Consider the following 23,514-nt stretch of genomic DNA (forward strand, 5'->3'; position numbering starts at 1 on the left):
CGGCCTTGCGCCGGTTTTTTTGTGCCAATTTTTTACGCGTACGCCTCAGCTATGGCCACCGTCCATAGCAACAATTGGTAAAAGCGATGGTCGAAAACTTGCAGCCTTTCTCAATTGTCAGTAATCTTGCGCCGCAACTTGATGAGGTTTTTATGATCGATCTACAAGGCAATACGATTGCCACAGACCCACAAGGTTATTTGCTCGATAGTCAGCAATGGCATGACGGCCTCGTCGCCGAGCTTGCCGCAGAAGAAGGGATTACCCTCACTGACGAACATTGGGAAGTGATTCGTTTTGTTCGACAGTTTTACTTGGAATTTAATACTTCACCCGCCATTCGAATGTTGGTGAAGGCCATGGCCAAAGAGTATGGTGAAGAAAAAGGCAATAGCCGCTACCTTTACCGCCTATTTCCTCAAGGGCCAGCGAAACAAGCAACGAAATTGGCAGGTTTACCTAAACCTGTGAAATGTATTTGAGGTCATTCATGGCAGTACGTCCAATTATTACTCCGCCGCACCCAGTGCTCAGCCAACAAGCCGCTGAAGTTACCGACTTTACAGCTGCACAAAGCGTGATCGCAGATATGCTTGATACGCTTTATGAAACGGATAATGGCATCGGCCTTGCCGCACCTCAAATTGGTGAAAGCCTTGCCATCGTGGTGATTGACCTTTCTGAAGAGCGTAATAACCCACTGGTTTTGGTGAATCCTAAAATTACCCAAGGCGATGGTGAAGTTATCGGCCAAGAAGGCTGCTTGTCTGTGCCTGAAGTGTATGCCGACGTAACCCGCTATCAAAGCGTGACGGTTGAAGCGCAGGACGCCCAAGGCAATCCAATGACGATTTCTCGCGATGCCAGTGATGATTTTCTTGCCATCGTAATGCAGCATGAAATTGATCACCTCAAAGGTACTCTGTTTATCGATTATTTGTCACCGCTGAAAAAAACACGCGCGTTGACCAAGATGAAAAAAGCGCTCAAACACCGCGATTAATTTTATCGATATCGACCATGGGATAGACTCGAGTAAAACGCTCACTATCCCATGGAAGTCGCGCCACCCACAAAGAGCCCGCGACCCTACTAGCAAACTCTTTAGCTTATAGAAAACCGGCATCCCATAGAGCCCCCTCTATCCCATAGAGAATTTGGCAAAATAGCGTTTCTCTATCTCTTGGCTATCTAGCCCATCGACGCGCGCCGTTTTCGGCCCCTGCTCTAGCCAAGCCAACAGCGCGGCCACTCGACTTGGCTCACCACAGGCCACCACTTCAACATCACCAAAGGGCAAATTTATCGCATAGCCGGTTAAACCAAGTTTGATCGCTTGATGGGCGGTATGAAAACGAAAACCCACGCCTTGCACATGCCCAGTTACCAATGTTCGCACACACATTTCTGCCATAGTCACCTCTTTACGCTCAATCACCCATCATCCACACCTGAATCCGCCATGCTACATGGTAAATTTCGCATTTTCCCCTATAATGCTCGCACTTTGATGCTTACCATCGCTGCAGACGAATTGATATGACTCCCCAACTATTTTTAGCCAAAGGCCGCGAAAAATCACTCCTTCGCCGCCATCCTTGGATTTTCTCTCGCGCTATTGCGCGCATCGAGGGCAAACCGCAACTAGGTGATACTGTGGATATTTTGGACGCTCAGGGCCAATTTATTGCACGTGGTGCCTACTCGCCTCAGTCTCAAATTCGAGCACGCGTATGGACCTTTGAATCTGATGAGCAAATTGACAGCGCTTTTTTCATTCGCCGTCTAGAACAAGCACAGCAACTTCGAAGCATGCTCGCCGCGCGTGATAACCTCACAGGTTACCGTCTCATTGCCGCTGAATCCGATGGCTTGCCCGGGATCACCATCGACCGCTATGACAATGTGTTGGTTTGCCAACTGCTCAGTGCCGGCGCTGATGCGCAGCGCGATAATCTCGTTGCCGCATTGCGTCACTGCTATCCTGAGTGCGCGATTTATGAGCGTTCTGATGTTGCTGTTCGCAAAAAAGAGGGGCTAAAACTGCGCACTGGCCTGCTCCATGGTGAACTACCTGCGGATCTTGAGATCTGTGAACATGGCGTGCGCATTGGTGTTGATGTCGAAAAAGGCCATAAAACAGGTTTTTATCTGGATCAGCGAGATAGCCGTTTTGCTGCAATGAAATACTTCAAAGATCAAAATGTGCTGAACTGTTTTAGTTACACCGGTGGTTTTGGTCTTTACGCGCTCAAGGCAGGCGCGAAGATGGTGCGCAACGTGGATGTATCACAACTGGCGCTCGACACAGCCAAAGCGAACTGTCAGCGCAATGCCTTTGATCTCAGCCGCGCAGAATTTCTCAATGCTGATGTGTTTGCCCTACTTCGCCAATACCGCGATGAAGGCCAAAAATTTGATGTGGTGGTAATGGATCCACCTAAATTTGCAGAATCAAAGGCGCAGCTCAATGGCGCCTGCCGTGGCTACAAAGATATCAATATGCTTGCCATGCAAATTCTCAAACCTGGCGGCGTGTTGCTCAGCTACTCCTGCTCAGGCTTGATGGAGCAAAATCTATTTCAAAAGATTTTGGCAGATGCGGCCATTGATGCTGGTCGCGATGTGCAATTTATTGAGCGCTTCGGCCAAGCGGCAGATCACCCGATTCTGAGCACCTATCCTGAAGGTTTTTACCTCAAAGGTTTTGCCTGCTTGGTTCGCTAATCCAAATTAGCGGATACAACGGCCAAATAAGTAAAAAGCCCAATGCATGCATTGGGCTTTTTTGACTGAGCGGCGCAGCGTAATCATTGCGCTACGGCTTTAGCACTATGGCACTACTGTCACGCATTGCCATACGACTGCAAATAAGCGCGCACACGCTCGAGATCTTCAAGGGTATCCACCCCAGCAGGTGGCGCTTGCTCGACCACATCAACATGGATTTTCTCGCCATACCAAAGCACGCGAAGCTGCTCTAAGCATTCAAGCTGCTCTAATGGACTGGCTTGCCAGCTGACATAGCGGCTAATAAAACCGGCTCGATAACCATAAATACCAATATGGCGATGCAGCGGCGCTGCAAGTTGCGCAGGCGCTTGGTTAAAATGATCTCGCTGCCATGGCACGCTAGCGCGGCTGAAATATAGCGCAAAGCCTTGCTGATCCATCACGACTTTGACCGCATTTGGATTAAATACTTCATCGATATCAGTCATTGGCACAGCGAGAGTGGCCATAGGCGCTTCAGAAAAACGCGCAAGATTAGCGGCCACTTGGTTGATCATCTCAACAGGGATCAAAGGTTCATCCCCCTGTACATTGACCACGATTTCATCATCGGCTAACTGATAATGGGCAACCACTTCGGCCAAACGTTCAGTGCCCGATTGATGATCAGCAGAGGTGAGACACACCTCAGCACCAAAATCTTTAGCAGCATCAAAAACGCGCTGATCATCTGTGGCGATAATCACGCGGTTTGCATTCGACGCAAGCGCACGCTCATAAACCCACTGAATCATCGGCTTACCAGCAATATCTGCTAGCGGTTTAGCAGGTAAACGGCTCGATGCATATCGCGCCGGAATAATCACAGTAAAACTCATGCTTCAGACTCGCTTTTCAATGCCACGGCCTCTGTTTCCAATAACACAGGAATGTCATCCACAATGGGATAAGCCAAGCGATCAAATTTACAAATGAGTTGATGATTTTCTTTATCAAAGTGCAACTTGCCTTGGCAAACAGGGCAAGCCACGATTTCAAATAGACGATGATCCATACTCTTCCTTACAATGCATCACATGCGCGAGCAGTGGCGCCATGGATTGCTCAAACTGGGCGTCGACCGCCAAATACCACCAATTGGCTTGACTGCATTCTTGATATTTTACTGCATCTTTTTCGGTCATTAGCAATGGTGTTTGTTCATCGACCAAACCATTAAGCGTCTCTGGCGAAACACTTTGATGATCGACGAAGGGATGACAAGAAAGCAGTGAAAAACCTAGCTGTTTCAATGTATTAAAAAATCGCGGTGGATGACCAATGCCCGCCATCGCAACCGCTTGGCGATGCTGCGCTAAAAAGTTCGCAATGGTCACGCGCTCACCGGTTTTCACATTAATCATAGCTTGCGGTGCAAGCTGCATGGCGTATTCACCCGGCATCGCTTGCCCACCATTGCAAATCACATAATCGACTGAGGACAACCGCGCTTCAGACTCACGCATCGGCCCTTGGGGCATATAATGGCCATTACCAAATCGGCGCATCCCATCTACCACCACCAATTCAATATCGCGAGCCATGGCATAGTGCTGTAGACCATCATCAGTAATAATCACATCCACAGGCTGCTGCGCCAAAATCGCCTCAATGGCTTGACTCCGTTTGGGCGCAACGGCCACACTCGCACCTGTGCGCTTAGCGATCAGCACTGGCTCGTCACCGGCAATGGCGGTTGCGGTTTGTGCATCCACCAAATAGGGATAATGCGGCGCTTTTCCACCATAGCCACGCGAGACAACCCCCACGCTTAAACCTTGCTGTTGCAACGCTTCAACCAGCCAAATCACAACTGGTGTTTTTCCGTTACCACCAGCCGTGAGATTGCCCACCACAATGACAGGACAAGGCGCGCGATAGGATTGCTCGGGATGCTCTAAAAATGTTCGGCGTTTTTTGCGAACAATCCAGCCATAAAGCGCACTTAATGGCCGCAAGAGCGGCCATAACACAATGCCCAACCAATGGGACTGAAACCAAAGTTTCTCTATCACAACGACTATCCGTGATGACCAAATTGAATGCGATGCAGCTGCGCATAGGCACCATCATGTGCCAGTAGCGTTTGATGATCACCACGCTCAACCACTTCACCTTCATCAATCACAAGGATTTCATCGGCTTTTTCAATGGTTGACAGTCGGTGCGCAATCACGATCACTGTGCGATCTTTTTGCAGCTCTTCAAGTGCTTGCTGAATCGCTTTTTCAGATTCAGTATCCAGCGCCGAGGTCGCCTCATCAAGAATCAAAATTGGCGCATCACGCAGCAATGCACGGGCAATGGCGATACGCTGACGCTGACCACCAGACAAGCTTGCACCATTTTCACCAATCACAGTATCTAGACCGTTTTCCATGCCCTGAATAAATTCCATGGCATGCGCTTGTGTCGCCGCTAGTTCAATTTGCTCGCGAGTAAATTTGCCTTCGCTGGCATAAGCGATGTTATTGGCAATGGTATCGTTAAAGAGGTGAACGTTTTGCGACACCATCGCAAGATGATTGCGCAAATTGCTGAGCTCAAAAGATTGAATAGAATGACCATCAATCAAAATATCGCCACTATCAATCTCATAAAAACGTGGGAATAGATTGGCGATGGTACTTTTACCTGAACCGGAGCGCCCCACCAAAGCCAAGGTTTTACCGGCTGGCACATCAAAGCTGACATCACGCAGCGCTGGTGTATCTTTGGTTGGATAACTAAAGGTCACGTTTTTCACCGAGATATCACCACGGATACTCTCTGGCGCATGTGTGCCTTGATCTTTTTCGGTTTCAAGGGCCATCAAATCAAAGAGTGTATGGCAGGCAGCCATACCACGCTGAAACTGAGAGGTCACATTGGTTAGCGCTTTTAGTGGACGCATCAAACCAAACATGGCACCAAAAATCACTGCAAAGGTCCCAGGCGTCAACTGCTCACGAATACTATCGACGCTTGCAAGCCAAAGTACCACCACCAGTGCTGTGGATGCCAAAACCTGAACAACAGGGTTGGCAATCGCCTGAGCTGAAACCAGCTTCATGCTTTGCTGACGCATGCGGTTGCTCACGTCATCAAAGCGGCGCGCTTCCACCTTTTGACCATTAAAGCTCAGTACTTCACGATGCCCTTTGAGCATCTGCTCCGCCGATGAGGTGACTTGCCCCATCGTGGTCTGCATATTGGTACTAATACGACGAAAACGCTTGGAAACCACTTGAATTGAGATAGCCACCACGGGTGCCACAATAAACAGCACCAAAGAGAGCTGCCAGCTATTCCAAAACATCAAAATCAGCAAACCAATGATCATTGCGCCTTCACGAACCATGCTCACCAATGCGCTGCTGGTTGCCGCGGCCACTTGCTCCGAGTCATAGGTGATGCGCGAAAGCAGCGCCCCCGATGATTCTTGGTCAAAGTAGCTCACTGGCATTTTCATAAAATGGCTAAACACGCGGCGGCGCATTGTCATCACCACTTTGCCCGACACCCAGGACAAACAGTAGGTAGAAATAAAACCGGATAAGCCGCGTAGAATCATCACCCCGAGTAAAATAAAAGGCATCAGGCGTAGATAATTACTTTCTACTTTGCCAAACCCATCATCCATCAAGGGTTTGATCATAGAAACCATGTAGGTATCAGCCGCAGCATTGATCACTAGCGCCACAGCCGCTACAGCGATCCCTGCTTTGAAAGGCGAAATATAAGGCCAGAGCTGGCGGAAAGTTTGCCAGGTCGATTTATCTTGAAATTGGCTCATAACTATCTGTATCCAATATTGAGTCGGCTCATTCTACTCATTTAAAGCAGAAGGACCAAATGGAATGCGATACCAACGTGGCCATAATCCTTGCCGTCGCGTATCTATCTCAATGGTGTCTGGCCTAAAGGCTAGTCGAATTTGCCCATGCTGGGCTGTATTGAGCCATTGAATCTGATGCTTGTGATAACGCGCAACCACCTGTGGATGAGGCAATCGCCAAGGGCTATAGCGGGCTGCTGAGTTAAGGGCAATTTGGGGTGACAGCGCCGTTAAAAAGCGGCTGGTCGATGCACTTTTACTGCCATGATGCGGAACTTGTAACACATCGACTTGACTAAAATCCCGACCTTTTGACTGCCAATATGCCAGCATTCGGTACTCACTGGCGGCATCGAGATCCCCTGTAAGCAACAGATCATGATGACCATCGCTGACCCACAACACACATGAGTCTTGATTCTTCGCGCGCTTTGCTCGTTGCGGTGGCCAGAGCACCTGAAACGACAATGCCTGCCATTGCCAAACCTCACCCATCCGACATCCATTTTGATTGGATAGCTGGCTATCTTTCATCCAAACCATCGGCCATCGTTTCAAAACACTACGCAAACCACCGCGATGATCATTATCATCATGACTCACCACGATGCCGCGCAATTTTAATTGATGTGAATTCAGCCATGGGATAATCACAGATTGCCCCACATCACCCTGAGGCCAAGCCGCGCCCACATCATAAAGCACGGCTTCATCCCCTTGCACTAACACCATAGCAAGGCCATGACCCACATCTAAAGTGACCAATTGCCAAGCGTCAGAGGATGAACGCGGCCAGCTCACCCCCACCAACCAAAATACGAGCGCTGCAAACCATAGGCTGTGTGATTTCAACAGCGCGCGGCCACCCCAGAAGAAAAAACTGACCGCGACTAAACACAATCCCAATAACAGCAAATCCATTCGCGCCGGAAAATCCATCCAGCCATAGTCGTTTTCACTCAGCCAAATCACCGGCTGTAACGACCAATCAAAAAGCTGCAATAAGCCATGAGGTAGCTCGCCTTGAGCCATAAACCAAGGCAGAAAAAGCACCAGCAACATAATGAGGGGTGCGACAACCAATCCCACCCAAGGAATCGCCAAGGCATTATTGAGCGGGCCAAGCCAACTGACGCCACCAAATAGCAGCCATTGCATCGGCAGCATCAAAACAAACAACAACGCTTGAATTTGCAATAGCCGCAACACATAGCGCCGACAATGCGTAAGCGCACCACCCCACCATAAATAACCTTGCCCATCAGCACCGCTCTTTACGTTGGGCGTCTGTATCGGCGCTTGCCGCCACCAAGTCATCACCCAATAAAGCGCCGAAACGGCACCAAAACTCAACCATAAACCTGCATCAAAACTGCTCAGTGGATCGCGTAATAGGCAAAGGAACAACGCTAAAGAGAGCAAAGTCCAACCTGACAATCGCCATTGCAGGCGGTAGCTCAGCAGCACTAAGGTCGCCATCAGCAGTGCGCGCTGAGTGGGAATAGAAAATCCAGCCAGCGCCGCATAAGCAAGTGCAAACACTGCGCCCAAATAAAGTGGCCACCACTGCGTCAGCGCTGAGGGCCAAATTCGCCGTAAAAGGGCACCCAATTGCCAACCAATAGCCAACGCAAAGCCAATATGAAGACCAGAAATCGCGACAAGATGAACCAAACCGCTTTGCTTTAGATGCTGCCAGCGCGATTGCGTGAGTAAACCGCGCTCGCCCATCACAAGCGCTAGCATCAAATCACCACTGGACCAATTTGACAGTTGCGGCGTTAACCAAAGCGCAAGAGATTGACGCCAACTAGACGTATCATCAATCTGTGTCACTGCCAGCACACGGCCCTGACCTAGCAAATGTTTCCCCACCGCCCAACGCTCACGATCCAAACTGCCATCATTGAAACGTCCGACAATGGGTCTGAGTTTGACATCAAATTGCCACAATTCACCTGCACGAGGCACTTGCGTGGGTGTATTAAAATAAAGACGCAACTGCGGTTTTGACAAATCGAGGTCATAGCGATCGTCGCTATTTTGCAACGCCACCATAACCACATGTTTTTTATGCGACATATCAAATGAGGGTAGAAAAAGGCTGGTCACTGTTCCCTGAATGGTTATATCATCCGTCAGCCCGTCGAGCTCAAGCTGCGACTGACGAAAATCGTAGCCATGCCCTGCCGTCCAAATAAAGACCAATAAAGGCAATGACCACCGTCGCCATGGCGTGACCAACAATCCAACAGCGCCGATTGCTGTTAAACTTATGACATGCCACTCAGGTAAACTCGGCCACCATTGCAGGGATAGCATGCATCCGATAGATACCCAGAGCGTCTGAATCATGGGATATTCAAATCGCACCTTGTAGTTATGCCAAGAAAGTACATTAAAAGACTCCTTCCAAAACCTGATGTGATCCTCAAACAGCGTGCCTTAAAGATTTTTGGCAATCTGCTCTATAACGCGAATTTGTGGGCGCTCAATCGCCGCTCTGCTGCGGGTGCTTTTGCCGTAGGCCTTGCTGTGTGCTTTATTCCCCTGCCCAGCCAAATGATTATTGCCGCAGGATTGGCCATTCTTTTTCGTGTCAACCTGCCGCTATCCGTGGCACTGGTTTGGATCAGCAATCCAGTCACCATGCCGCCGATGTTTTATGGCGCTTACAAGCTCGGTGCATGGGTACTACAAGAACCACCCGTCCCCTTTCACTTCGAGCTCTCATGGGATTATCTGGTTGAGATGATGAATAGTATTGGCCCTGCATTTTTGCTCGGCTGCGCTATTTGTAGCATTGTGTTTTCAGTGCTGGGCTATTTTTCCATTCATCTTCTATGGCGCTATTCAGTGGTTCGCAGCTGGAACAAACGCCGCCTTCGCCTACCAAGAATTAAACTGAAAAAGCCCGAATAACCGACTTCATCGATGACAACGCTGCTAAGGCTGCGTTTTTATTTTTGGCACACACTATCCCCATTAAACTTATGGGTATTTGTTACAGAAAAGTCATACTTCCCCGGTTCTCTTTACCTCTATTTGTAGTAGACTTTGCGATGCACTGCCCGTTACGGGCTGCGTTTTCTCTTCCAATGGAGCCTTGCATGTCTAGAAGACTACGACGTACCAAAATTGTAACCACCCTGGGTCCTGCAACTGACCGCGACGACAACCTAGAACAAATCATTGCTGCTGGCGCTAACGTTGTGCGCATGAATTTCTCTCACGGCAGTGCAGAAGATCATATTCTTCGGACCAAAAAAGTCCGTGAAATCGCTGCCAAGCTAGGCAAGCACGTGGCAATTTTGGGCGACCTTCAAGGTCCAAAAATTCGCGTATCCACCTTTAAAGACGGCAAAATTCAACTTGCGCTTGGCGATAAGTTCACCCTAGACAGTGATCTTGGTAAAGGCGAAGGTGACCAACATGCGGTCGGTCTTGACTACAAAGAACTACCACAAGATGTAACCACAGGTGACGTTCTGCTTCTTGATGATGGCCGTGTCCAGCTGAAAGTTGAAGCGGTTGAAGGTAACAAAGTACACACTGTGGTTGTGGTTGCAGGTCCCCTTTCAAATAACAAAGGGATCAACAAGCAAGGCGGTGGTCTTTCTGCAGCAGCGCTCACCGATAAAGACAAAGCAGACATTCTGACCGCAGCGCAAATGCAAGTGGATTACCTTGCTATCTCTTTCCCTCGCAGCGGCGAAGATATGAACTACGCACGCCGTTTAGCCCGCGATGCAGGTTTGGATGCAAAACTGGTTGCTAAAGTTGAACGCGCAGAAACCGTGCAAAGCGATGAAGCCATTGATGACATCGTACTGGCATCTGATGCGGTGATGGTGGCTCGTGGTGACCTTGGCGTTGAAATTGGCGACCCAGAACTTGTTGGCGTACAGAAAAAACTGATTCGCCGAGCGCGCAGTCTAAACCGCACCGTCATCACTGCGACTCAAATGATGGAATCGATGATTGAAAGCCCAATGCCAACCCGCGCAGAAGTCATGGACGTGGCAAACGCCGTACTTGATGGTACAGATGCTGTGATGCTTTCAGCTGAAACCGCTGCGGGTAAATTCCCAGTAGAAACTGTAAAATCAATGGCAAGCGTTTGTCTGGGCGCAGAAAAAGAGAAAAGCATCAACGTTTCAAACCACCGTTTGGACCGTACCTTTGAAACCCCAGAAGAAACCATCGCTATGTCGACTATGTACGCCGCCAACCACATGAAAGGTGTGGCTGCGATTATTGCGATGACAGAATCAGGCCGCACCGCACTAATGATGTCTCGTTTGAGCTCTGGTCTTCCTATTTTTGCGATGTCACGCCATGAGCGTACATTGAACCGCGCTGCGCTTTATCGCGGCGTCACACCTGTATTCTTTGATCCAAAAGATCACGCAGGCGTTGAAGCGGCAATCACCGCCATTGAAAACCTCAAAGAGCGCGGTTTCCTCGTCGCTGGCGATCTTGTCATCATCACCCAAGGTGATGTCATGGATACCGTGGGTTCAACCAACAAAATGCGTATTTTGAAAGTGAGCTAATCTGCCGCTTTTTCGTTTGCAAGCCACGCTCTGCGTGGCTTTTTTATTGGCCTATTCTTTTGGGCACAGCTTTAGTCCATCTCTTGCGCTTGAATGACCGCTGCTGACTCAGCCGCCACCCGACCTCGGCGCCAAACCGTGATCGCAAAACAAAGAAAAGCCACGATAAAACTAACATCTACCAAAGTACCGATCCATGGATAAAGCGCGTAACGCCGCTGCACTGGTAAGTCCGCAAATAAAATACGCTGCGTGGTCTTAAACTGATCCAGCTGACTTAAAATAAGGCCATTGTAATCTGTCGCAATCGAAAGCCCCTGCCCTGTTGCGCGCATCAGCGAGAAACCATTTTCCACGGCGCGGAATATGGCCATATGAGAATGCAGCGGTGTTATCGCTTGCCAGTCATGGGCTGGCACCAACAAAATATCCACCTTTGCCCGCCCTGCTTGACGAATAAAATGAGGAAAATCCATATCAAAACAGATCGCAGAGCCGACCCGAGCCCATGGCGTATCAAAGTAAAAAACCCCACTTTGTCCCTGAACACTGGGCTCGCCGGGAATCGGCCGCGCTTTTAAATATTGGCCGATGATCTCTCCTGTTGGCGCTATCCAGATCACCTTGTTTTGCGCCAAACGCTGCGGAAAATCATTTGGGATCACCAACAGAGACATCCCCAAATAAATTTGCTGCTTTTTTGCAAACTGCTGACCTTGCCTCAGCGCATCTGCTTGCTCTGACCTATCAAGCGTCACGGCGATCTCCTGCCAAAATACTATTTTTGCGCCTGCTTGAACCGCAGCGTCGCTCTGCTTAAAAAATCCATCCAAGGTGCCAGCACTGTGCGCTTTGACACACTGCCAATCGGTAAGCTGACAAGCGGTCAAAGGCGAATGCGCTTTGGTATCTGCAACAATAGCCGCCACCCGAACCGATGGCTTTTCTGTGAAAGGTTCAAGCAAACGAAAGCCCGCCAGTAACAGCGCCAAGGTCACCGTCAAGCTATAGATCAGTGCGCCGCGACGAATCAAACGCCACTGAAATTGATGCTGCCAAGCCCAATTGAGCCATGACACCCACCACGCAATAAGAAAGGTCAAACCCGGCATGCCAAAAAATGAAAGCCATTGCAGCCAGAGATAACTGTAATACTGGCTATATGCCACTGCGCCCCAAGTACCATAAAGATTCAGCCAACTACTGGTGATCTCTATACTGACCAGCGCCAAAGGGAATATGAGGGTGTTTTTTATCCCTGAAAAATAGGGCGACAGCTTGGCATCAAGCAATAAAGGCAGCGCATATAAGCTGCCAATCAATCCTGTGACCGCAAAATATTGCCAAGAACTCAGCGGCACCATCCCTTGCCAAGCAAAGGCATGTGCACCAACACAAGCGACATACACCAAAGTCATCCGTTGCCATGTGGGCTGAAGCCTTAAAAATCGCATCAGTAAAATTGGCGCAAGGACAGCGCTAACTGGCATCAAAAATTGGCCATGCGATAAAGGTAATAACAGGCTGCCACAGAACCAATAACCATAATGGGAAATCAAATTTGCCTTTGCTTTCATTGCGTCTCCATTCAGTGCTGAAACCACAAAGCCAAGGCTTTTCCATCACTGTTTTCATCAAACAATGATCTAACTGTAGATAACGTCCGATCACGCAAGCGTGATACTTCTCGCACAAACGCAACAAACTAGACTGGACGGTCTAGTCTACATTCTACACATAAAAGCCGTACATCAGATCAATGTCAGCATGCAGACTTTGATGAAAATGGATTTTGAAAAAAGACAGCTTCAACAATGATGATGACTCAGAAACCAGCGTCATGTGCTACGAGGGCTCGCGGCGTTGATTGTAACCCTTTGATTTCAGCTTGTACTTCGCTAGGCACCCAAGGGTGCATCAATGTTTCCCATAAGGAAGTGCGGCTGAGCATTGGAATGGCGTGAACATAATGGGTCGATTGACCATCACGAATCAACTGATATTGAAAATAAAGCGTGGCGGGCTGCTCAATGGGCATCAACCCCAAGCTCAGCGCCGAAGACCAAGTCTGAATTTGCTGCCCTGTGCCACATAAATATGCGGGCAACAACTGCGCTGGTTTGAGTTTTAGCTCAAATATTGCCGAATGCTCATCCACCAGCTGATACACATTCGCTTGCTTGAGCCACTGATATTCCTGAGGGTATGCCTGCGCATTGAAAACATACACAGACACATAGGGTGTCTTCGCCAAGTTCGGCTCAATATCCGCCTTCTGATCAAAATAAGCGTGCGTTGTGCAGCCACTCAGCCATAGACAGCATGCCAAAATTCCATTTCGCATCATTTAAATCCATAAGTATTTGTATTTAAATAACTTTAAATGAAATTAAAGGCATTTCCCATCAAAATAAGCCGCTACCCCATTCCCTCCCTTTGGCATAAACAAGTGAGGCTCGCGCCATCTTGCGCAATCACACAGAAATCTGATGTGGCAAGACGTATTTTTTATGCGCGTTTATCTCGTATTTTCCTTGTGATTGGACACTTGACCCTGCTAATTATCCTCAGGCGCTTGCGTATTCTGTTTGTGACTCGACGCGTCTGTTTTCAGTTCTGACCTATCCTTGGACTCTTGATTATCCTTTTGCCGATGGCGCTGCTGCGCCAATTTAGCCAGCGCCGCATTACTTTGTTCTGGCTCGATCGCCAAAATTTCAGGCTTATCATCGTAGCTTGACGCTTCACTCTGAGCATCTTGATTAGGCGCGGCTTGATGCAATGCTGCGGACGCACTCTTTTCTTGCTCCGCTTTATCCTGCGATAACGTTTCCTGAGAAGACAGGTCTTGAGAACGCGCCTCTTGGGCTGGTGCCGCTTGCTTTTCTTTGGGCATCTCATTTTGCCAATCCATCGCAACAGCCATAGATGCATCTTCAGATGTATTTATCGACGCATCTGCCATTTGCGGCTGTGAAAGATGACTCAGACTATCATCGACCGGCTGATCCAAGGCTGCAGATGAAACAACTGCTGCTGCACTTTGTGCGTCAGGGACAATCGATTCCTGCGAGCCATGCTCTTTGTGTACCATCTCTTGCTGGTGTTTCTCTTTCTCTATTTTTTCTCTTTCGATGCGTTCTTTGTCAGCCTTTTCTTTTTCTACTTTTTCCGCCTTTTCTGCGGCGGCTTTATCGGCTTTATCGGCTTGCGCCACAGCCTGCTGCATGGCCGCTGCTTCTTCTGGTGACAAGGTCGCGCGCTGCTTTTCAACCACTTCAATTTCGACGATTTTGGAACGGTTAATCACCACTTTCCAACGCTGTAATCGCACCGAATTATCTTCATCGGTTTCACGCGTGATGAGATTAATCAAATGACGCTTTTCCACTGATTCTTTGGTCACTTGACCATCATCAGAGAGCCGATAAACACGCTCAGAGCCCTTACCCATCAAAGTCGCAAGCAAACGCAAATCCAAAATAATAGACTCGCGCGTTTGATCGTAACCAGTTAAAAACTTGGTTGTCGCCATACGGGTTTGGCTTTTGTAGTGCACCACAGTTTCTTCGCGTTGGCTGACTTTATGTTTGCGCAGCTTACGAATACTCTGCGATAGCTGACCATAGGCGGTGTATTCGAGCCATTCCAATTGACGCCCGACCAACATACGACTGGTGGGGTCAAAAAACTGTTTTCGCCAGCGCGGTTTGTTTTTACGCACCCACCGCCAAAGCATGGATTTCAAGTCATCTTTAAATACTTCGCGCACGGCATAGATAAATGACAGTGCCACAATAAAAGTGGCGGTAATGTCGCCCAGCACACCACGCGCCTTGATGATCATCAAGGTCACAAAAATCATCACAAAACCTGCAGCAAAGCCTGTGACCATTTTTCGCGTCGTTTTACCCAGCTCAGAGGTTTGTTCTTGCATGGTCACTGGATATTCAATCAAGCGGCGTAGCAAACGCATCTTGTTCGACATCCGCGTGCTGTCTTGTCGCGCTTTTTCTGAGTTGTATTCATGCTTAAGCCGGTGCGCAGTTTCCTCCTGACACAGTGCAATCACCGGCTCTTTGATGGCGTTGTAAGTCTGCCCTCGCGGAATATGCGCGAGCATGGACAAAAATTGCTGCTCGGTAAACCAAGAGACGTAGTTATCTACGTTTTCAAAGTATTTGCGTAACTTTTTATCTTTCGGAATATTTCGACGTAAACGGCGCAAAATACTGCTGGTCAATTGAATGACATCTTCGATTTCTTCACGCGTACGCTCGTTTTTATCATCACGTAGATGGCGCATGGTTTTTTCCAGCGCCAAGGCATATTGGTAGGCGTAAAGACTTAAACTTAAACGGTATTGCTCGATGGAGAAGTTTTTATCACCGCGACTGGCTAGCCGGCTGTGTACCAAAGGGAGGTGGTAAAAATCACTGTAATAGGTGCGCTTTCCGTGGATCACGTTATGGAAAAACTCATCCTCACTGATAATTTTACTGCTGAGCTCTAAATCGCCGGGGATAAATAGAAAAATATCCAACTGGCGATTGGTGGTCTCTTGCAGAATGTGAGAAATTTTGAGCTGATGCCCCTCTTTTTTATCAACCGTGATCACAAAGCTACCCTCTTAAAACTGCCCTTCTATTGTATGCGTAACCATGACAAAGAGATAGATTTGCAATTCTATTCTCGCGGGCTAAATCGCCTAATTTCATAGCGATAAACAAGAGACTGCCGCCATTTAGAGGGTCATGTTGCCTCAGTGAGATGACGGTTTGGGCAGATAACGAAAATGTCCGACGATGGGATAGGCAAAGAGCACATTTTCAAGCCGTGGCCCCCAGCCGATATTGTGCACAATCAGCGGTGTGCCATCGCTGGATTTTTGACTCACCACAATACCAATATGCGGTTTATTACCCGGAAACATCCAGCTGACCACATCACCTGGTAAATAATTTTGCGCCCTTTGTGTGATCGCAAGAGAAGCGCCTTGACGCTGAAAATAGGTTTCAAGGTTCGGGACTCGGCGATGATCGATATTGGCATCCGGTTTACTTTGCCCCCAGATACGCTTAGCTGGATATTGCGTGAAATGAGCGCGCATATCTTCATGAACCAAACGCTGTAAATCGATGCCTAATTTGCGATAACTGCGGATCACCACATCGCTACAAACACCAGTATAAGCGGGCACATCGCCATTGGGATAATCAATGGCGACATAGGCAGGATCATAAATGACCAGCGCTTTAGTGCGCTCAAGCGCGGCATCACTCAGCGCCTTGCCAGGATCGGCTACGGGATTAGCATTGGCGCTTACATTGATGCTGAAGATAAAACAGAGCAAAGCCAATAGATATCGAGGTGCACGCCAAGCTTTCATCATGCGCCCTCTTCCAATAGCGCATGGCTAGCCACATCAATTTGCAGCAACCCCGCCCCAGCATGCTCAGCTATGGGCAAATAAAATGTCACCGTGTGCTCTCCTATCTCTACATAAGGTTGCAAGCCCCCTTGCTCGCGATGCTGCTGAAAATATGTCGCAGCGGCGCGCGGCGTTGCCGTCATCAAATGTGCCATGCGCAGCGGATTTTCCTGATTAAATTCTTGATTCATTAAGTAGGGATTAACAGTGATCCAAGTTGCTTGCTGATCGATGACCACTGGATAGTAAAGTGCCACGCCATAATAGCCCGTGCTGATTGTGGCAAAGGTCTGTAGCTCACGGCTAAGTTGCGGCATTTTTTCTACGGTAACGGTCGTCTTTGACCAAATCGTCATAATTGATTGATGCGTTTGCATCATCTTTTGCGCAGCAGCTTGAGCGCTCGCTTCAAGCTGATGACGTTGCCAAAGACTATAGCCCCAAAGAGATGTCACCAGTAATAGCACAGCAGCCAAAATCCAACGCCAAGACACCTGTAGGGGCTTGGCTTGCTGATTTTTCTGCGCATCAGTTAGGCTGGCATTGATGGCAAGCATGGATAAGCCCAGCACAAAAAAAAGAACAAAAAGTGGAATCCCCGCAATTAAAATCAGCTCTTCCAGCTTGCTCGATATCAGTCCTAACCCATCCCAATAAACCATCATGGGTAACAAGATTGACCACAGCACAAAAAATGCGGCGCTAATACGAAGCATGGCCGGTAAGTATTTCATCACGATATCTCTTTTAAAAACAATGAATTAAGCAGAGAGTAACAGACTAAATATGAAAAAAAATGCGCCTTGTAAGCGCACTTTTATAATTGGGATCTAAATCGTAATACAATGAAATAAAAGGGGTTTATGGTTTCAGCCAACCATTTTCGAGCGCTGTTTCAATGATCACATCGACTTTATCGCTCAGCACTTGGCATCCAGGCTCAATTCGTTTTTTCATGCTCGCGACCTGTGATGCGCGAATGCCATGCGCTTGCCAACTGCCGCCTTGCTGATGATAGTTCAGCCACATGGGTAAAAAACGATCCATGGCTTTAGCAAATTTAGCCTCCGCACTTTCAGCGGCCTCAAATTCATGCCAAAGCTGCAATAACTCACTACCTTGCTCACTTGGTAACATAGCAAATAAGCGTTTAGCGGCCGCTTGCTCTTTGATCGCCTGTTCAGCTTGTGCGGCCTCGTCATAAACGATCACATCACCGGCATCAATTTCTACCACATCATGAATCAATAACATCTTCACGACCCGACTGATATCCACCGCTTCATTGGCATGCTCAGCTAAAAGAAGGGCCATCACAGCGACTTGCCAGCTATGTTCGGCGCTATTTTCCTGACGTAAATTGGCGCAGGCAATTTTGGTTTGGCGCAACACACCTTTGAGCTTATCAAGCTCATAAACCAAGGCTAACTGCTGCTCTAAACGCGCCAAAGGGTTATTCATATCAATCGGTCTCCAACTGGTATTCAGGGGCTAGCCTGGCTGTCACAACATGATCTTCCCAGCGCCCATTAATTTCGATATAAGACTTCGCAAAGCCCTCTTGGTAAAAACCAAGGCGGGTCAAAATGGCACCGCTCGCGCGATTTCTTGGCATATAGCAAGCATTGATGCGATGCATTTTTTGCACCTCAAACATCCATGCATTGGTCAATGCAATGGCCCGTGTCATCACCCCTTGTTTTTGCACCAACGGATCCAAGGAGTACCCTAAATGACAAGCATGCATGGGAAATCGGGTCACATTGCTATAACTCACCAAACCACAAATTCCGGGTAACTGGGCGTGTTCAATCACGAAGTAAAACGCCAAGTTATGGCGAAAAAGCTCATGCAGTTGAATACTTCTTTTCTGCCAGCCCAATTGGCTAAAAAAGGCGTCATCTCGCGTCGGTTCCCAAGGCTTAAGATAACGACGATTTCGACAAAAATAGTCTGTGAGCGCGCTCGCATCTTCAGGGTTAACGGCACGCACGATAAAATCTTGTTCGGTCAAAATGGGGAACTGATTTATACTTGTGTTCGACACATTCGCACCTTATTTCAGAGTGACTCATGTTCTATGACTCGATGGAATCGCCCATTGGCCGCATCTATCTGCTAGCCGATGAGGGTGGTTTAAAACGCCTCAATTTGAGCTTACCCGGTCATCCCTTTAATCCAGCAAGCAGCTGGCAGCATCGTCCTGATGCCATGACAATCTATCGTACCCAATTGACTGAATATTTTCAGCATCAACGAGAGCACTTTGATTGTCCTATGTCACCTGAAGGGACCATTTTCCAAAAGCAAGTTTGGCAAGTCCTCAAATCCATTCCCTATGGCGAAACCATGAGCTATGGCCAAATTGCAGCGTTACTAGGCAAACCCAACGCCGCGCGCGCCGTCGGCATGGCCAATAACGTCAACCCCATCCCTTTGATGATCCCCTGCCACCGCGTGATTGGTGCCAATGGCGATTTGGTTGGCTATCGCTACGGCCTTGAGATCAAGCAAAAACTGCTATCTCTTGAACAAAAGCAGACGGAACTCCAGTGGCCAAATCAAGCCTAGGTGCCTAGGTGCCTAGGTGCCTAGGTGACAGCGCATTGATTGCGTCTCTCAATTCAATATATTGAGTGAATCACTTGATTGAGTTCCTCACGTCGCACCTTTCGCGCACAAAAAAACCGCAGATACACTGCGGTTTTTCTATGACGGCTGGTTATTTCTTACCGAGCCCATATTCGCGTAATTTATTCGCAATCGCCGTATGAGATACCCCCAGACGCTTTGCAAGCTTACGCGTGGATGGATAACCACGATAAAGCGAGCTCAATACACCACGCTCATAACGCTTCATAATGTCATCCAAGCCGCCATCTAGATTATCGCTACTGGTCAACATGTCGCTACTATTGACGTCCGGCAGCTGAATATGCTGCGCTTCAAGTGTGCCACCTTCAACTTGCGTGAGCGCGCGATAAAGCACATTTCGCAATTGGCGCACATTGCCCGGCCAAGTGTAATGATTGAGAAAATCCACCAAACTGTCATCGAGCTCAGGTTGCGGCTGATGCAATTCATGACAAATCTGGTTCATGAAAAATTCAGTCAATGGCGCAATGTCTTGGCGACGCTCACGCAATGGCGGAATATTTAAGGTCAACACATTGAGGCGATAGTACAGATCTTCACGGAAGCTGCCGCTTGCGACCAATTCAGGTAATTGTTTTTTGGTCGAACAGATGACCCGCACATCCACTTTAATTTCGTGCTCTTCCCCCACGCGGCGGAAGGTGCCATCTTGCAAGAAACGCAGAATTTTCACCTGTAGATGCGGTGACATCTCGCCGATTTCATAGAGAAAGACCGTACCGCCATGCGCTTGCTCAAAGATCCCTTTTTGAACCAGCTCACCGCGGGCATAACCGAAAATTTCACTCTCCACCACATCATCAGGCATCGATACGCAGTTCAGCACCATAAAGGCACCATTACGGCGATCTGAACGTTGATGGCAAGCGCGAGCCAGCATCTCTTTACCGGTCCCGGTTTCACCTTGAATCAACAATGGTTCATCAAGCATTGCGAGTTTTTTCGCTTGGGTCATCAACTGCTTGTGCTTGGTGGAGGTACCCACCACATGCTCAAATCCTAAGGCATCAGATTGCGCGCGAAGATCAGCTGGAATCGTGGTTCCAGCCGTGGATTTAAGTAACACGACGGCACTGACAAGCGAGCGCGCGCCCTGCGCATGACCGATAAACACCGGCATAATATCCATGAGATAGTCTTGACCACCAATCACCGCCAAGTGACACTCAGCAGTCACCTCATCTTGCTCGAGCCAGCGACAAAAATTGAAATGATGAATCACTTGCTGCGCGCTTTGACCAAGCAAGTCCACTTCCGCTTGATGTAGCAAAGCTTGCGCAGCGGTATTCGCCAATTCAATTTGGCCTTTGAGGTTCAGAGAAAAAACAGGATCAGGCAGGGTTTGCAATAACGCACGCATCTCTTGATGCTCGCGCTCACTAGGCATCGCTTGAATCTTACGAACGTCTTTAACGCCCGGAATCAAACGAATTTGCGCCATTAATTGGCTAAAGGGATCAAATTCAATTTCGGGAAAATTGAGATAAATAATGCCGACGGGGTCGATCTCTATGCCGCGAAGGTCAATGGCTTGTGTTGCCAATAGTTCAAGTAGTTCGCGGGCAAGGCCTAACCGGTCTTCACAAAAGACTTCAAGTCTCATGCCTTATCCTTATTTTGTGTCACGGAATGTTGACAGGTAAGGCAAGTGTGCGACTAGAGATCCCCTTCGTCAAGCATTCACAGCATAAATTGCTGAGTGAATATGTCGGATTGCAACTTATTGACCAATAAAACAACAAGGTGGTGCAAATAACACCACCTTGTCCCCATTTCTTGACAGCACAAAAACGAAAATAGCTAATTATGCTGCTCAGCAGATTGTCCACGAACCTGAGCAAGCAATTGTTTGCGAATATGTTTCAAACGCGATGGCCCTTGATGCCAAGGAATCGGTCTTAATGCATCCATGGCACGCAGTCCCAAACGAGCCGTCAGCAAACCAATGCCAAGTCCCTGCCCTGCTCGTGCCGATAGCTTTGATGCCATTCCAACTGACAGCCAATCGCCACCCACATCCATCGCCAGCTCACTGGCACCAGCAAGCGCCATATTGGTTAGTACTAACTTAAACAAACGCCAGCGCGACCAAGTGCCAAGCTCAATACCATAAATACGGCCAATGGCTTCAATCAATCGCAAATTACGCCAGCCGACAAGTAACATATCCGCCAAGGCAAAGGGGCTCACAGCCACCATCAGGGCGGCTTCTCCAGCATGTTTAGCAATCAAGCGTTCGGCGCGCTGATCCAGCGGTTTCAACACATAGTGATCATACAATGCCAGCACTTCCCCATCATGATGGTGGGCTGCTAGCGCTTGTTGCCAAGCATTCAGGTGTTCAGCCTGCATCGCCTGTTTTTGGCTCAACTGCAAACAAAAAGGTACCCCTTGCCCCATCCCTTGCTGCTCAATGAGCTGGGCAGCTTGCTGCTGCTTATTTTGCTGCGCACTCAAGCGGCGCATGGCGCGAAGCTCTTTACCTAACTTGAGTAATAAATAACTCAGCACCAACAGTAATAAACCACTCCAGCCCATGGCCAACCAATGGTTTTGCATCCAAGTGTCATAGAGCCACACCGCTGCTTGTACTGCGCTTAAAACAAATAACGCCACAACCAATAACAGCAAGGCGTAGTGTTTTTTGCTATCGGGTTTAAGCAGTTGATCGCCTGCCAACGTCTCATCGTCCTGCTCCAACTCAAAATGTGCCGTTGAAAGATCTTGCGCCGGCGCGCAAGTGGCCGCGTTCGAGGATTGATGCTCAAAATCAATGGGACCTTTATATTGACTCATTCCACTTTATCTCCCAGTAAAAATTGCAACGCTTTATCCATTCGAATATGCGGCAGTTTCTCCCCTTGCTCAAAAGGCTGCGGCGCAAAGGATAAAAATGAAAATCCCTGTCGCTGCCAAAACTCTGCATTGGGCAGTTTGGCTGGCACTTCGCCGGGATAACGTTGAATCGTCTGCCCATTCAAATCAATGCCCTGCAGCGCAGGATAACGATGCCCTTGATAAACGACAGAGCCCACTTTGGTCGCTTGAATCGATGCCAAGGTCATGCAATCAAAGCCAATGCCTTCAAAGGCAGCCTCTTGTTGCGCGCTTTGAATCAGCTGTTTGAGCAGAGCAATTAAATGACAGTGCTGCTCTGGCGTCACATGATCCGCTTTGGTGGCAGCAAACAGCACGCGATCAATACGCGGCGAGAAAAAGCGACGAAACAACGAGCGCTTACCATAGCGAAAACTGTGCATCAGCTGCGTTAGCGCTTGCTGCAAATCAGCAAAAGCCTCAGCTCCCTCATTGAGCGGCGTAAGGCAATCCACTAGCACGACTTGGCGATCAAATTTTGTAAAATAATCGCGATAAAAGGGTCGAATCACTTGCTGCTGATAGGCGCTATAACGCTGCAATAGCACCTCCCCAACACTGCCTGCTGGCGCAGCTTTCATCACCTCCAATGACCAAGGGACAGGGAAGAATGCAAGTACGGGCGCACCTTCAAGCTCACCAGGCAACACCATACGACCAGGTTGCAACCACTGAAATCCCTGCTGCTTACAGGCCATTAAGTAGTCTTTATAGTGCGCAGCAAGGGTCGCCAGCATCGACTCATCAGCGCTCTGATTCACCTCAAGCTTTGCCACAGCCGCAGCAAAATCACCTGCAAAGGACTGCCTTGCGCCCTGCATCAAGGCCAGTTGCTGACTCGACCAATCCGCATAGTCTTGCGTTAGCATCGGCAAGTCCAGTAACCATTCACCGGGATAATCAACGATATCAAGCTGAAGTGTGGCGGTTTGCCCCAGTAGCTTACTAGCGCCGCGATTGGGCTGATAACGCAGCGCCAAACTGATCTCACTGACATCTTTCGTCGGCTCAGGCCAATGTGGCGGCTGACTTGATAACGCAGCCATGCCCTGTTCGTAAGCAAAACTTGGCGTTAGCAGTTGCGGCGAGAGTACACGCTTAGCGCCAAGCAAGCGGCCTTCGCGCGCCACTTGAAAGAGCGGTAAATTATCTTGCGTTGCACTATGTAACAGCTGGTGGGTTAGCGCAGTAATAAAAGCCGTTTTACCGGCACGTGAGAGCCCCGTGACCGCCAGGCGAATATGGCGGTCTCGTCCTCTAGCAATCCAATGTTGGACCTGACGTCCAAGCGCATTTTTCATAGCAAAATCGTGTCACTTTGCGAAACAAAACACGGACAAGGTCGGCCGTATCCATTCGCTTTGATGTTGAAAACGTCTATCTTCAAATCAGAATGCGGCAGATTA

At 48.6% G+C, this 23,514-nt stretch carries 21 protein-coding genes and 1 pseudogene; 6 read left to right on the top strand and 16 right to left on the bottom strand.

All coding sequences use genetic code 11. From position 1 onward, the window contains the following. The first annotated feature begins 152 nt into the window (after positions 1 to 152). Positions 153 to 482 (top strand): TusE/DsrC/DsvC family sulfur relay protein, encoded by a 330-nt coding sequence (locus L9P36_RS07985; RefSeq protein WP_237466175.1) that lies wholly within the window; start codon positions 153 to 155, stop codon positions 480 to 482. Between the two features lie 8 nt (positions 483 to 490). Continuing rightward, the gene (gene def, locus L9P36_RS07990) at positions 491 to 1,003 is read left to right on the top strand and encodes a peptide deformylase (protein WP_237466176.1); all 513 of its coding nucleotides are present in this window, start codon (positions 491 to 493) and stop codon (positions 1,001 to 1,003) included. A gap of 138 nt (positions 1,004 to 1,141) precedes the next feature. On the opposite strand, the gene yccX is transcribed toward def, so the two are convergent. Continuing rightward, positions 1,142 to 1,414 (bottom strand): acylphosphatase, encoded by a 273-nt coding sequence (gene yccX / locus L9P36_RS07995; RefSeq protein WP_237466177.1) that lies wholly within the window; start codon positions 1,412 to 1,414, stop codon positions 1,142 to 1,144. A 125-nt stretch (positions 1,415 to 1,539) separates the two neighbouring features. Between yccX and L9P36_RS08000 the strand changes: the two genes are divergently transcribed. After that, a complete protein-coding gene (locus L9P36_RS08000) occupies positions 1,540 to 2,727 on the top strand; it encodes a class I SAM-dependent methyltransferase (RefSeq protein ID WP_237466178.1) in 1,188 nt (395 codons plus the stop codon). A gap of 119 nt (positions 2,728 to 2,846) precedes the next feature. Here L9P36_RS08000 and kdsB read toward each other — a convergent pair whose 3' ends face one another. The 5 genes from kdsB to L9P36_RS08025 are packed head-to-tail and all read right to left on the bottom strand — an operon-like array spanning position 2,847 to position 8,944. Further along, positions 2,847 to 3,611, bottom strand: coding sequence for a 3-deoxy-manno-octulosonate cytidylyltransferase (gene kdsB / locus L9P36_RS08005; protein WP_237466179.1), 765 nt, complete (start codon positions 3,609 to 3,611; stop codon positions 2,847 to 2,849). Beyond that, the gene (locus L9P36_RS08010; protein ID WP_237466180.1) at positions 3,608 to 3,787 is read right to left on the bottom strand and encodes a Trm112 family protein; all 180 of its coding nucleotides are present in this window, start codon (positions 3,785 to 3,787) and stop codon (positions 3,608 to 3,610) included. Before L9P36_RS08010 ends, kdsB begins: the two co-directional genes overlap by 4 nt. Further along, entirely contained in the window at positions 3,768 to 4,787 is a 1,020-nt protein-coding gene (lpxK, locus tag L9P36_RS08015; protein ID WP_237466181.1) for a tetraacyldisaccharide 4'-kinase, read from the bottom strand. The genes L9P36_RS08010 and lpxK overlap by 20 nt, the downstream gene beginning before the upstream one ends. 5 nt (positions 4,788 to 4,792) lie before the next feature. After that, complete coding sequence (gene msbA / locus L9P36_RS08020; protein WP_237466182.1) at positions 4,793 to 6,547, bottom strand: lipid A ABC transporter ATP-binding protein/permease MsbA; 1,755 nt, start codon at positions 6,545 to 6,547, stop codon at positions 4,793 to 4,795. A 33-nt stretch (positions 6,548 to 6,580) separates the two neighbouring features. Further along, positions 6,581 to 8,944 carry a DNA internalization-related competence protein ComEC/Rec2 gene (locus L9P36_RS08025; protein WP_237466183.1) on the bottom strand — a complete coding sequence of 788 codons (2,364 nt, stop codon included), beginning with the start codon at positions 8,942 to 8,944 and terminating at the stop codon, positions 6,581 to 6,583. A gap of 27 nt (positions 8,945 to 8,971) precedes the next feature. On the opposite strand from L9P36_RS08025, the gene L9P36_RS08030 reads away from it, so the two are divergent. Both L9P36_RS08030 and pyk read left to right on the top strand, forming a co-directional pair. Next, on the top strand, positions 8,972 to 9,511 hold the full coding sequence (locus L9P36_RS08030) for a DUF2062 domain-containing protein (protein ID WP_237466184.1): 540 nt from the start codon (positions 8,972 to 8,974) through the stop codon (positions 9,509 to 9,511). Between the two features lie 188 nt (positions 9,512 to 9,699). Continuing rightward, a complete protein-coding gene (gene pyk, locus L9P36_RS08035) occupies positions 9,700 to 11,145 on the top strand; it encodes a pyruvate kinase (protein WP_237466185.1) in 1,446 nt (481 codons plus the stop codon). A 71-nt stretch (positions 11,146 to 11,216) separates the two neighbouring features. Here the strand turns inward: pyk and L9P36_RS08040 are convergent, their stop codons facing one another. From L9P36_RS08040 to L9P36_RS08070, 7 genes and pseudogenes are all read right to left on the bottom strand, one after another. Beyond that, positions 11,217 to 12,722 carry a nitrilase-related carbon-nitrogen hydrolase gene (locus L9P36_RS08040; protein WP_237466186.1) on the bottom strand — a complete coding sequence of 502 codons (1,506 nt, stop codon included), beginning with the start codon at positions 12,720 to 12,722 and terminating at the stop codon, positions 11,217 to 11,219. A gap of 248 nt (positions 12,723 to 12,970) precedes the next feature. Next, positions 12,971 to 13,492: a hypothetical protein gene (locus L9P36_RS08045; RefSeq protein ID WP_237466187.1), complete on the bottom strand. Its 522-nt coding sequence runs from the start codon at positions 13,490 to 13,492 to the stop codon at positions 12,971 to 12,973. Between the two features lie 921 nt (positions 13,493 to 14,413). Further along, positions 14,414 to 15,763, bottom strand: a pseudogene (locus tag L9P36_RS08050) (hypothetical protein); the annotation flags it as partial. A gap of 144 nt (positions 15,764 to 15,907) precedes the next feature. Next, the gene (locus L9P36_RS08055; RefSeq protein ID WP_237466188.1) at positions 15,908 to 16,537 is read right to left on the bottom strand and encodes a DUF1287 domain-containing protein; all 630 of its coding nucleotides are present in this window, start codon (positions 16,535 to 16,537) and stop codon (positions 15,908 to 15,910) included. Further along, positions 16,534 to 17,310, bottom strand: coding sequence for a hypothetical protein (locus tag L9P36_RS08060; RefSeq protein ID WP_237466189.1), 777 nt, complete (start codon positions 17,308 to 17,310; stop codon positions 16,534 to 16,536). The genes L9P36_RS08055 and L9P36_RS08060 overlap by 4 nt, the downstream gene beginning before the upstream one ends. A 127-nt stretch (positions 17,311 to 17,437) precedes the next feature. Next, positions 17,438 to 18,025: an HD domain-containing protein gene (locus L9P36_RS08065; protein ID WP_237467893.1), complete on the bottom strand. Its 588-nt coding sequence runs from the start codon at positions 18,023 to 18,025 to the stop codon at positions 17,438 to 17,440. 13 nt (positions 18,026 to 18,038) lie between these two features. Next, a complete protein-coding gene (locus tag L9P36_RS08070; RefSeq protein ID WP_237466190.1) occupies positions 18,039 to 18,623 on the bottom strand; it encodes a GNAT family N-acetyltransferase in 585 nt (194 codons plus the stop codon). A gap of 26 nt (positions 18,624 to 18,649) precedes the next feature. On the opposite strand from L9P36_RS08070, the gene L9P36_RS08075 reads away from it, so the two are divergent. Beyond that, on the top strand, positions 18,650 to 19,147 hold the full coding sequence (locus L9P36_RS08075; RefSeq protein WP_237466191.1) for a methylated-DNA--[protein]-cysteine S-methyltransferase: 498 nt from the start codon (positions 18,650 to 18,652) through the stop codon (positions 19,145 to 19,147). A gap of 151 nt (positions 19,148 to 19,298) precedes the next feature. Here L9P36_RS08075 and tyrR read toward each other — a convergent pair whose 3' ends face one another. From tyrR to L9P36_RS08090, 3 genes are all read right to left on the bottom strand, one after another. Further along, entirely contained in the window at positions 19,299 to 20,834 is a 1,536-nt protein-coding gene (tyrR, locus tag L9P36_RS08080; RefSeq protein ID WP_237466192.1) for a transcriptional regulator TyrR, read from the bottom strand. Between the two features lie 197 nt (positions 20,835 to 21,031). Then, positions 21,032 to 22,027 carry a YcjF family protein gene (locus L9P36_RS08085; RefSeq protein WP_237466193.1) on the bottom strand — a complete coding sequence of 332 codons (996 nt, stop codon included), beginning with the start codon at positions 22,025 to 22,027 and terminating at the stop codon, positions 21,032 to 21,034. Continuing rightward, complete coding sequence (locus tag L9P36_RS08090; protein ID WP_237466194.1) at positions 22,024 to 23,409, bottom strand: YcjX family GTP-binding protein; 1,386 nt, start codon at positions 23,407 to 23,409, stop codon at positions 22,024 to 22,026. The genes L9P36_RS08085 and L9P36_RS08090 overlap by 4 nt, the downstream gene beginning before the upstream one ends. Between the last annotated feature and the right edge of the window lie 105 nt (positions 23,410 to 23,514).

The sequence above is a fragment of the Vibrio stylophorae genome, from assembly GCF_921293875.1.
GTDB lineage: Bacteria > Pseudomonadota > Gammaproteobacteria > Enterobacterales > Vibrionaceae > Vibrio_A > Vibrio_A stylophorae.

What these genes read in the sequence shown, in the direction of transcription:
- tyrR (WP_237466192.1), bottom strand. Translation starts at nt 20,834, where the DNA reads ATGAGACTTGAAGTCTTTTGTGAAGACCGGTTAGGCCTTGCCCGCGAA.
- L9P36_RS08075 (WP_237466191.1), top strand. Translation starts at nt 18,650, where the DNA reads ATGTTCTATGACTCGATGGAATCGCCCATTGGCCGCATCTATCTGCTA.
- L9P36_RS08055 (WP_237466188.1), bottom strand. Translation starts at nt 16,537, where the DNA reads ATGATGAAAGCTTGGCGTGCACCTCGATATCTATTGGCTTTGCTCTGT.
- L9P36_RS08010 (WP_237466180.1), bottom strand. Translation starts at nt 3,787, where the DNA reads ATGGATCATCGTCTATTTGAAATCGTGGCTTGCCCTGTTTGCCAAGGC.
- L9P36_RS08045 (WP_237466187.1), bottom strand. Translation starts at nt 13,492, where the DNA reads ATGATGCGAAATGGAATTTTGGCATGCTGTCTATGGCTGAGTGGCTGC.
- pyk (WP_237466185.1), top strand. Translation starts at nt 9,700, where the DNA reads ATGTCTAGAAGACTACGACGTACCAAAATTGTAACCACCCTGGGTCCT.
- def (WP_237466176.1), top strand. Translation starts at nt 491, where the DNA reads ATGGCAGTACGTCCAATTATTACTCCGCCGCACCCAGTGCTCAGCCAA.
- L9P36_RS08090 (WP_237466194.1), bottom strand. Translation starts at nt 23,409, where the DNA reads ATGAAAAATGCGCTTGGACGTCAGGTCCAACATTGGATTGCTAGAGGA.
- L9P36_RS08025 (WP_237466183.1), bottom strand. Translation starts at nt 8,944, where the DNA reads ATGATTCAGACGCTCTGGGTATCTATCGGATGCATGCTATCCCTGCAA.
- kdsB (WP_237466179.1), bottom strand. Translation starts at nt 3,611, where the DNA reads ATGAGTTTTACTGTGATTATTCCGGCGCGATATGCATCGAGCCGTTTA.
- msbA (WP_237466182.1), bottom strand. Translation starts at nt 6,547, where the DNA reads ATGAGCCAATTTCAAGATAAATCGACCTGGCAAACTTTCCGCCAGCTC.
- L9P36_RS08000 (WP_237466178.1), top strand. Translation starts at nt 1,540, where the DNA reads ATGACTCCCCAACTATTTTTAGCCAAAGGCCGCGAAAAATCACTCCTT.
- L9P36_RS08040 (WP_237466186.1), bottom strand. Translation starts at nt 12,722, where the DNA reads ATGAAAGCAAAGGCAAATTTGATTTCCCATTATGGTTATTGGTTCTGT.
- yccX (WP_237466177.1), bottom strand. Translation starts at nt 1,414, where the DNA reads ATGGCAGAAATGTGTGTGCGAACATTGGTAACTGGGCATGTGCAAGGC.
- L9P36_RS07985 (WP_237466175.1), top strand. Translation starts at nt 153, where the DNA reads ATGATCGATCTACAAGGCAATACGATTGCCACAGACCCACAAGGTTAT.
- L9P36_RS08030 (WP_237466184.1), top strand. Translation starts at nt 8,972, where the DNA reads ATGCCAAGAAAGTACATTAAAAGACTCCTTCCAAAACCTGATGTGATC.
- L9P36_RS08085 (WP_237466193.1), bottom strand. Translation starts at nt 22,027, where the DNA reads ATGAGTCAATATAAAGGTCCCATTGATTTTGAGCATCAATCCTCGAAC.
- L9P36_RS08060 (WP_237466189.1), bottom strand. Translation starts at nt 17,310, where the DNA reads ATGAAATACTTACCGGCCATGCTTCGTATTAGCGCCGCATTTTTTGTG.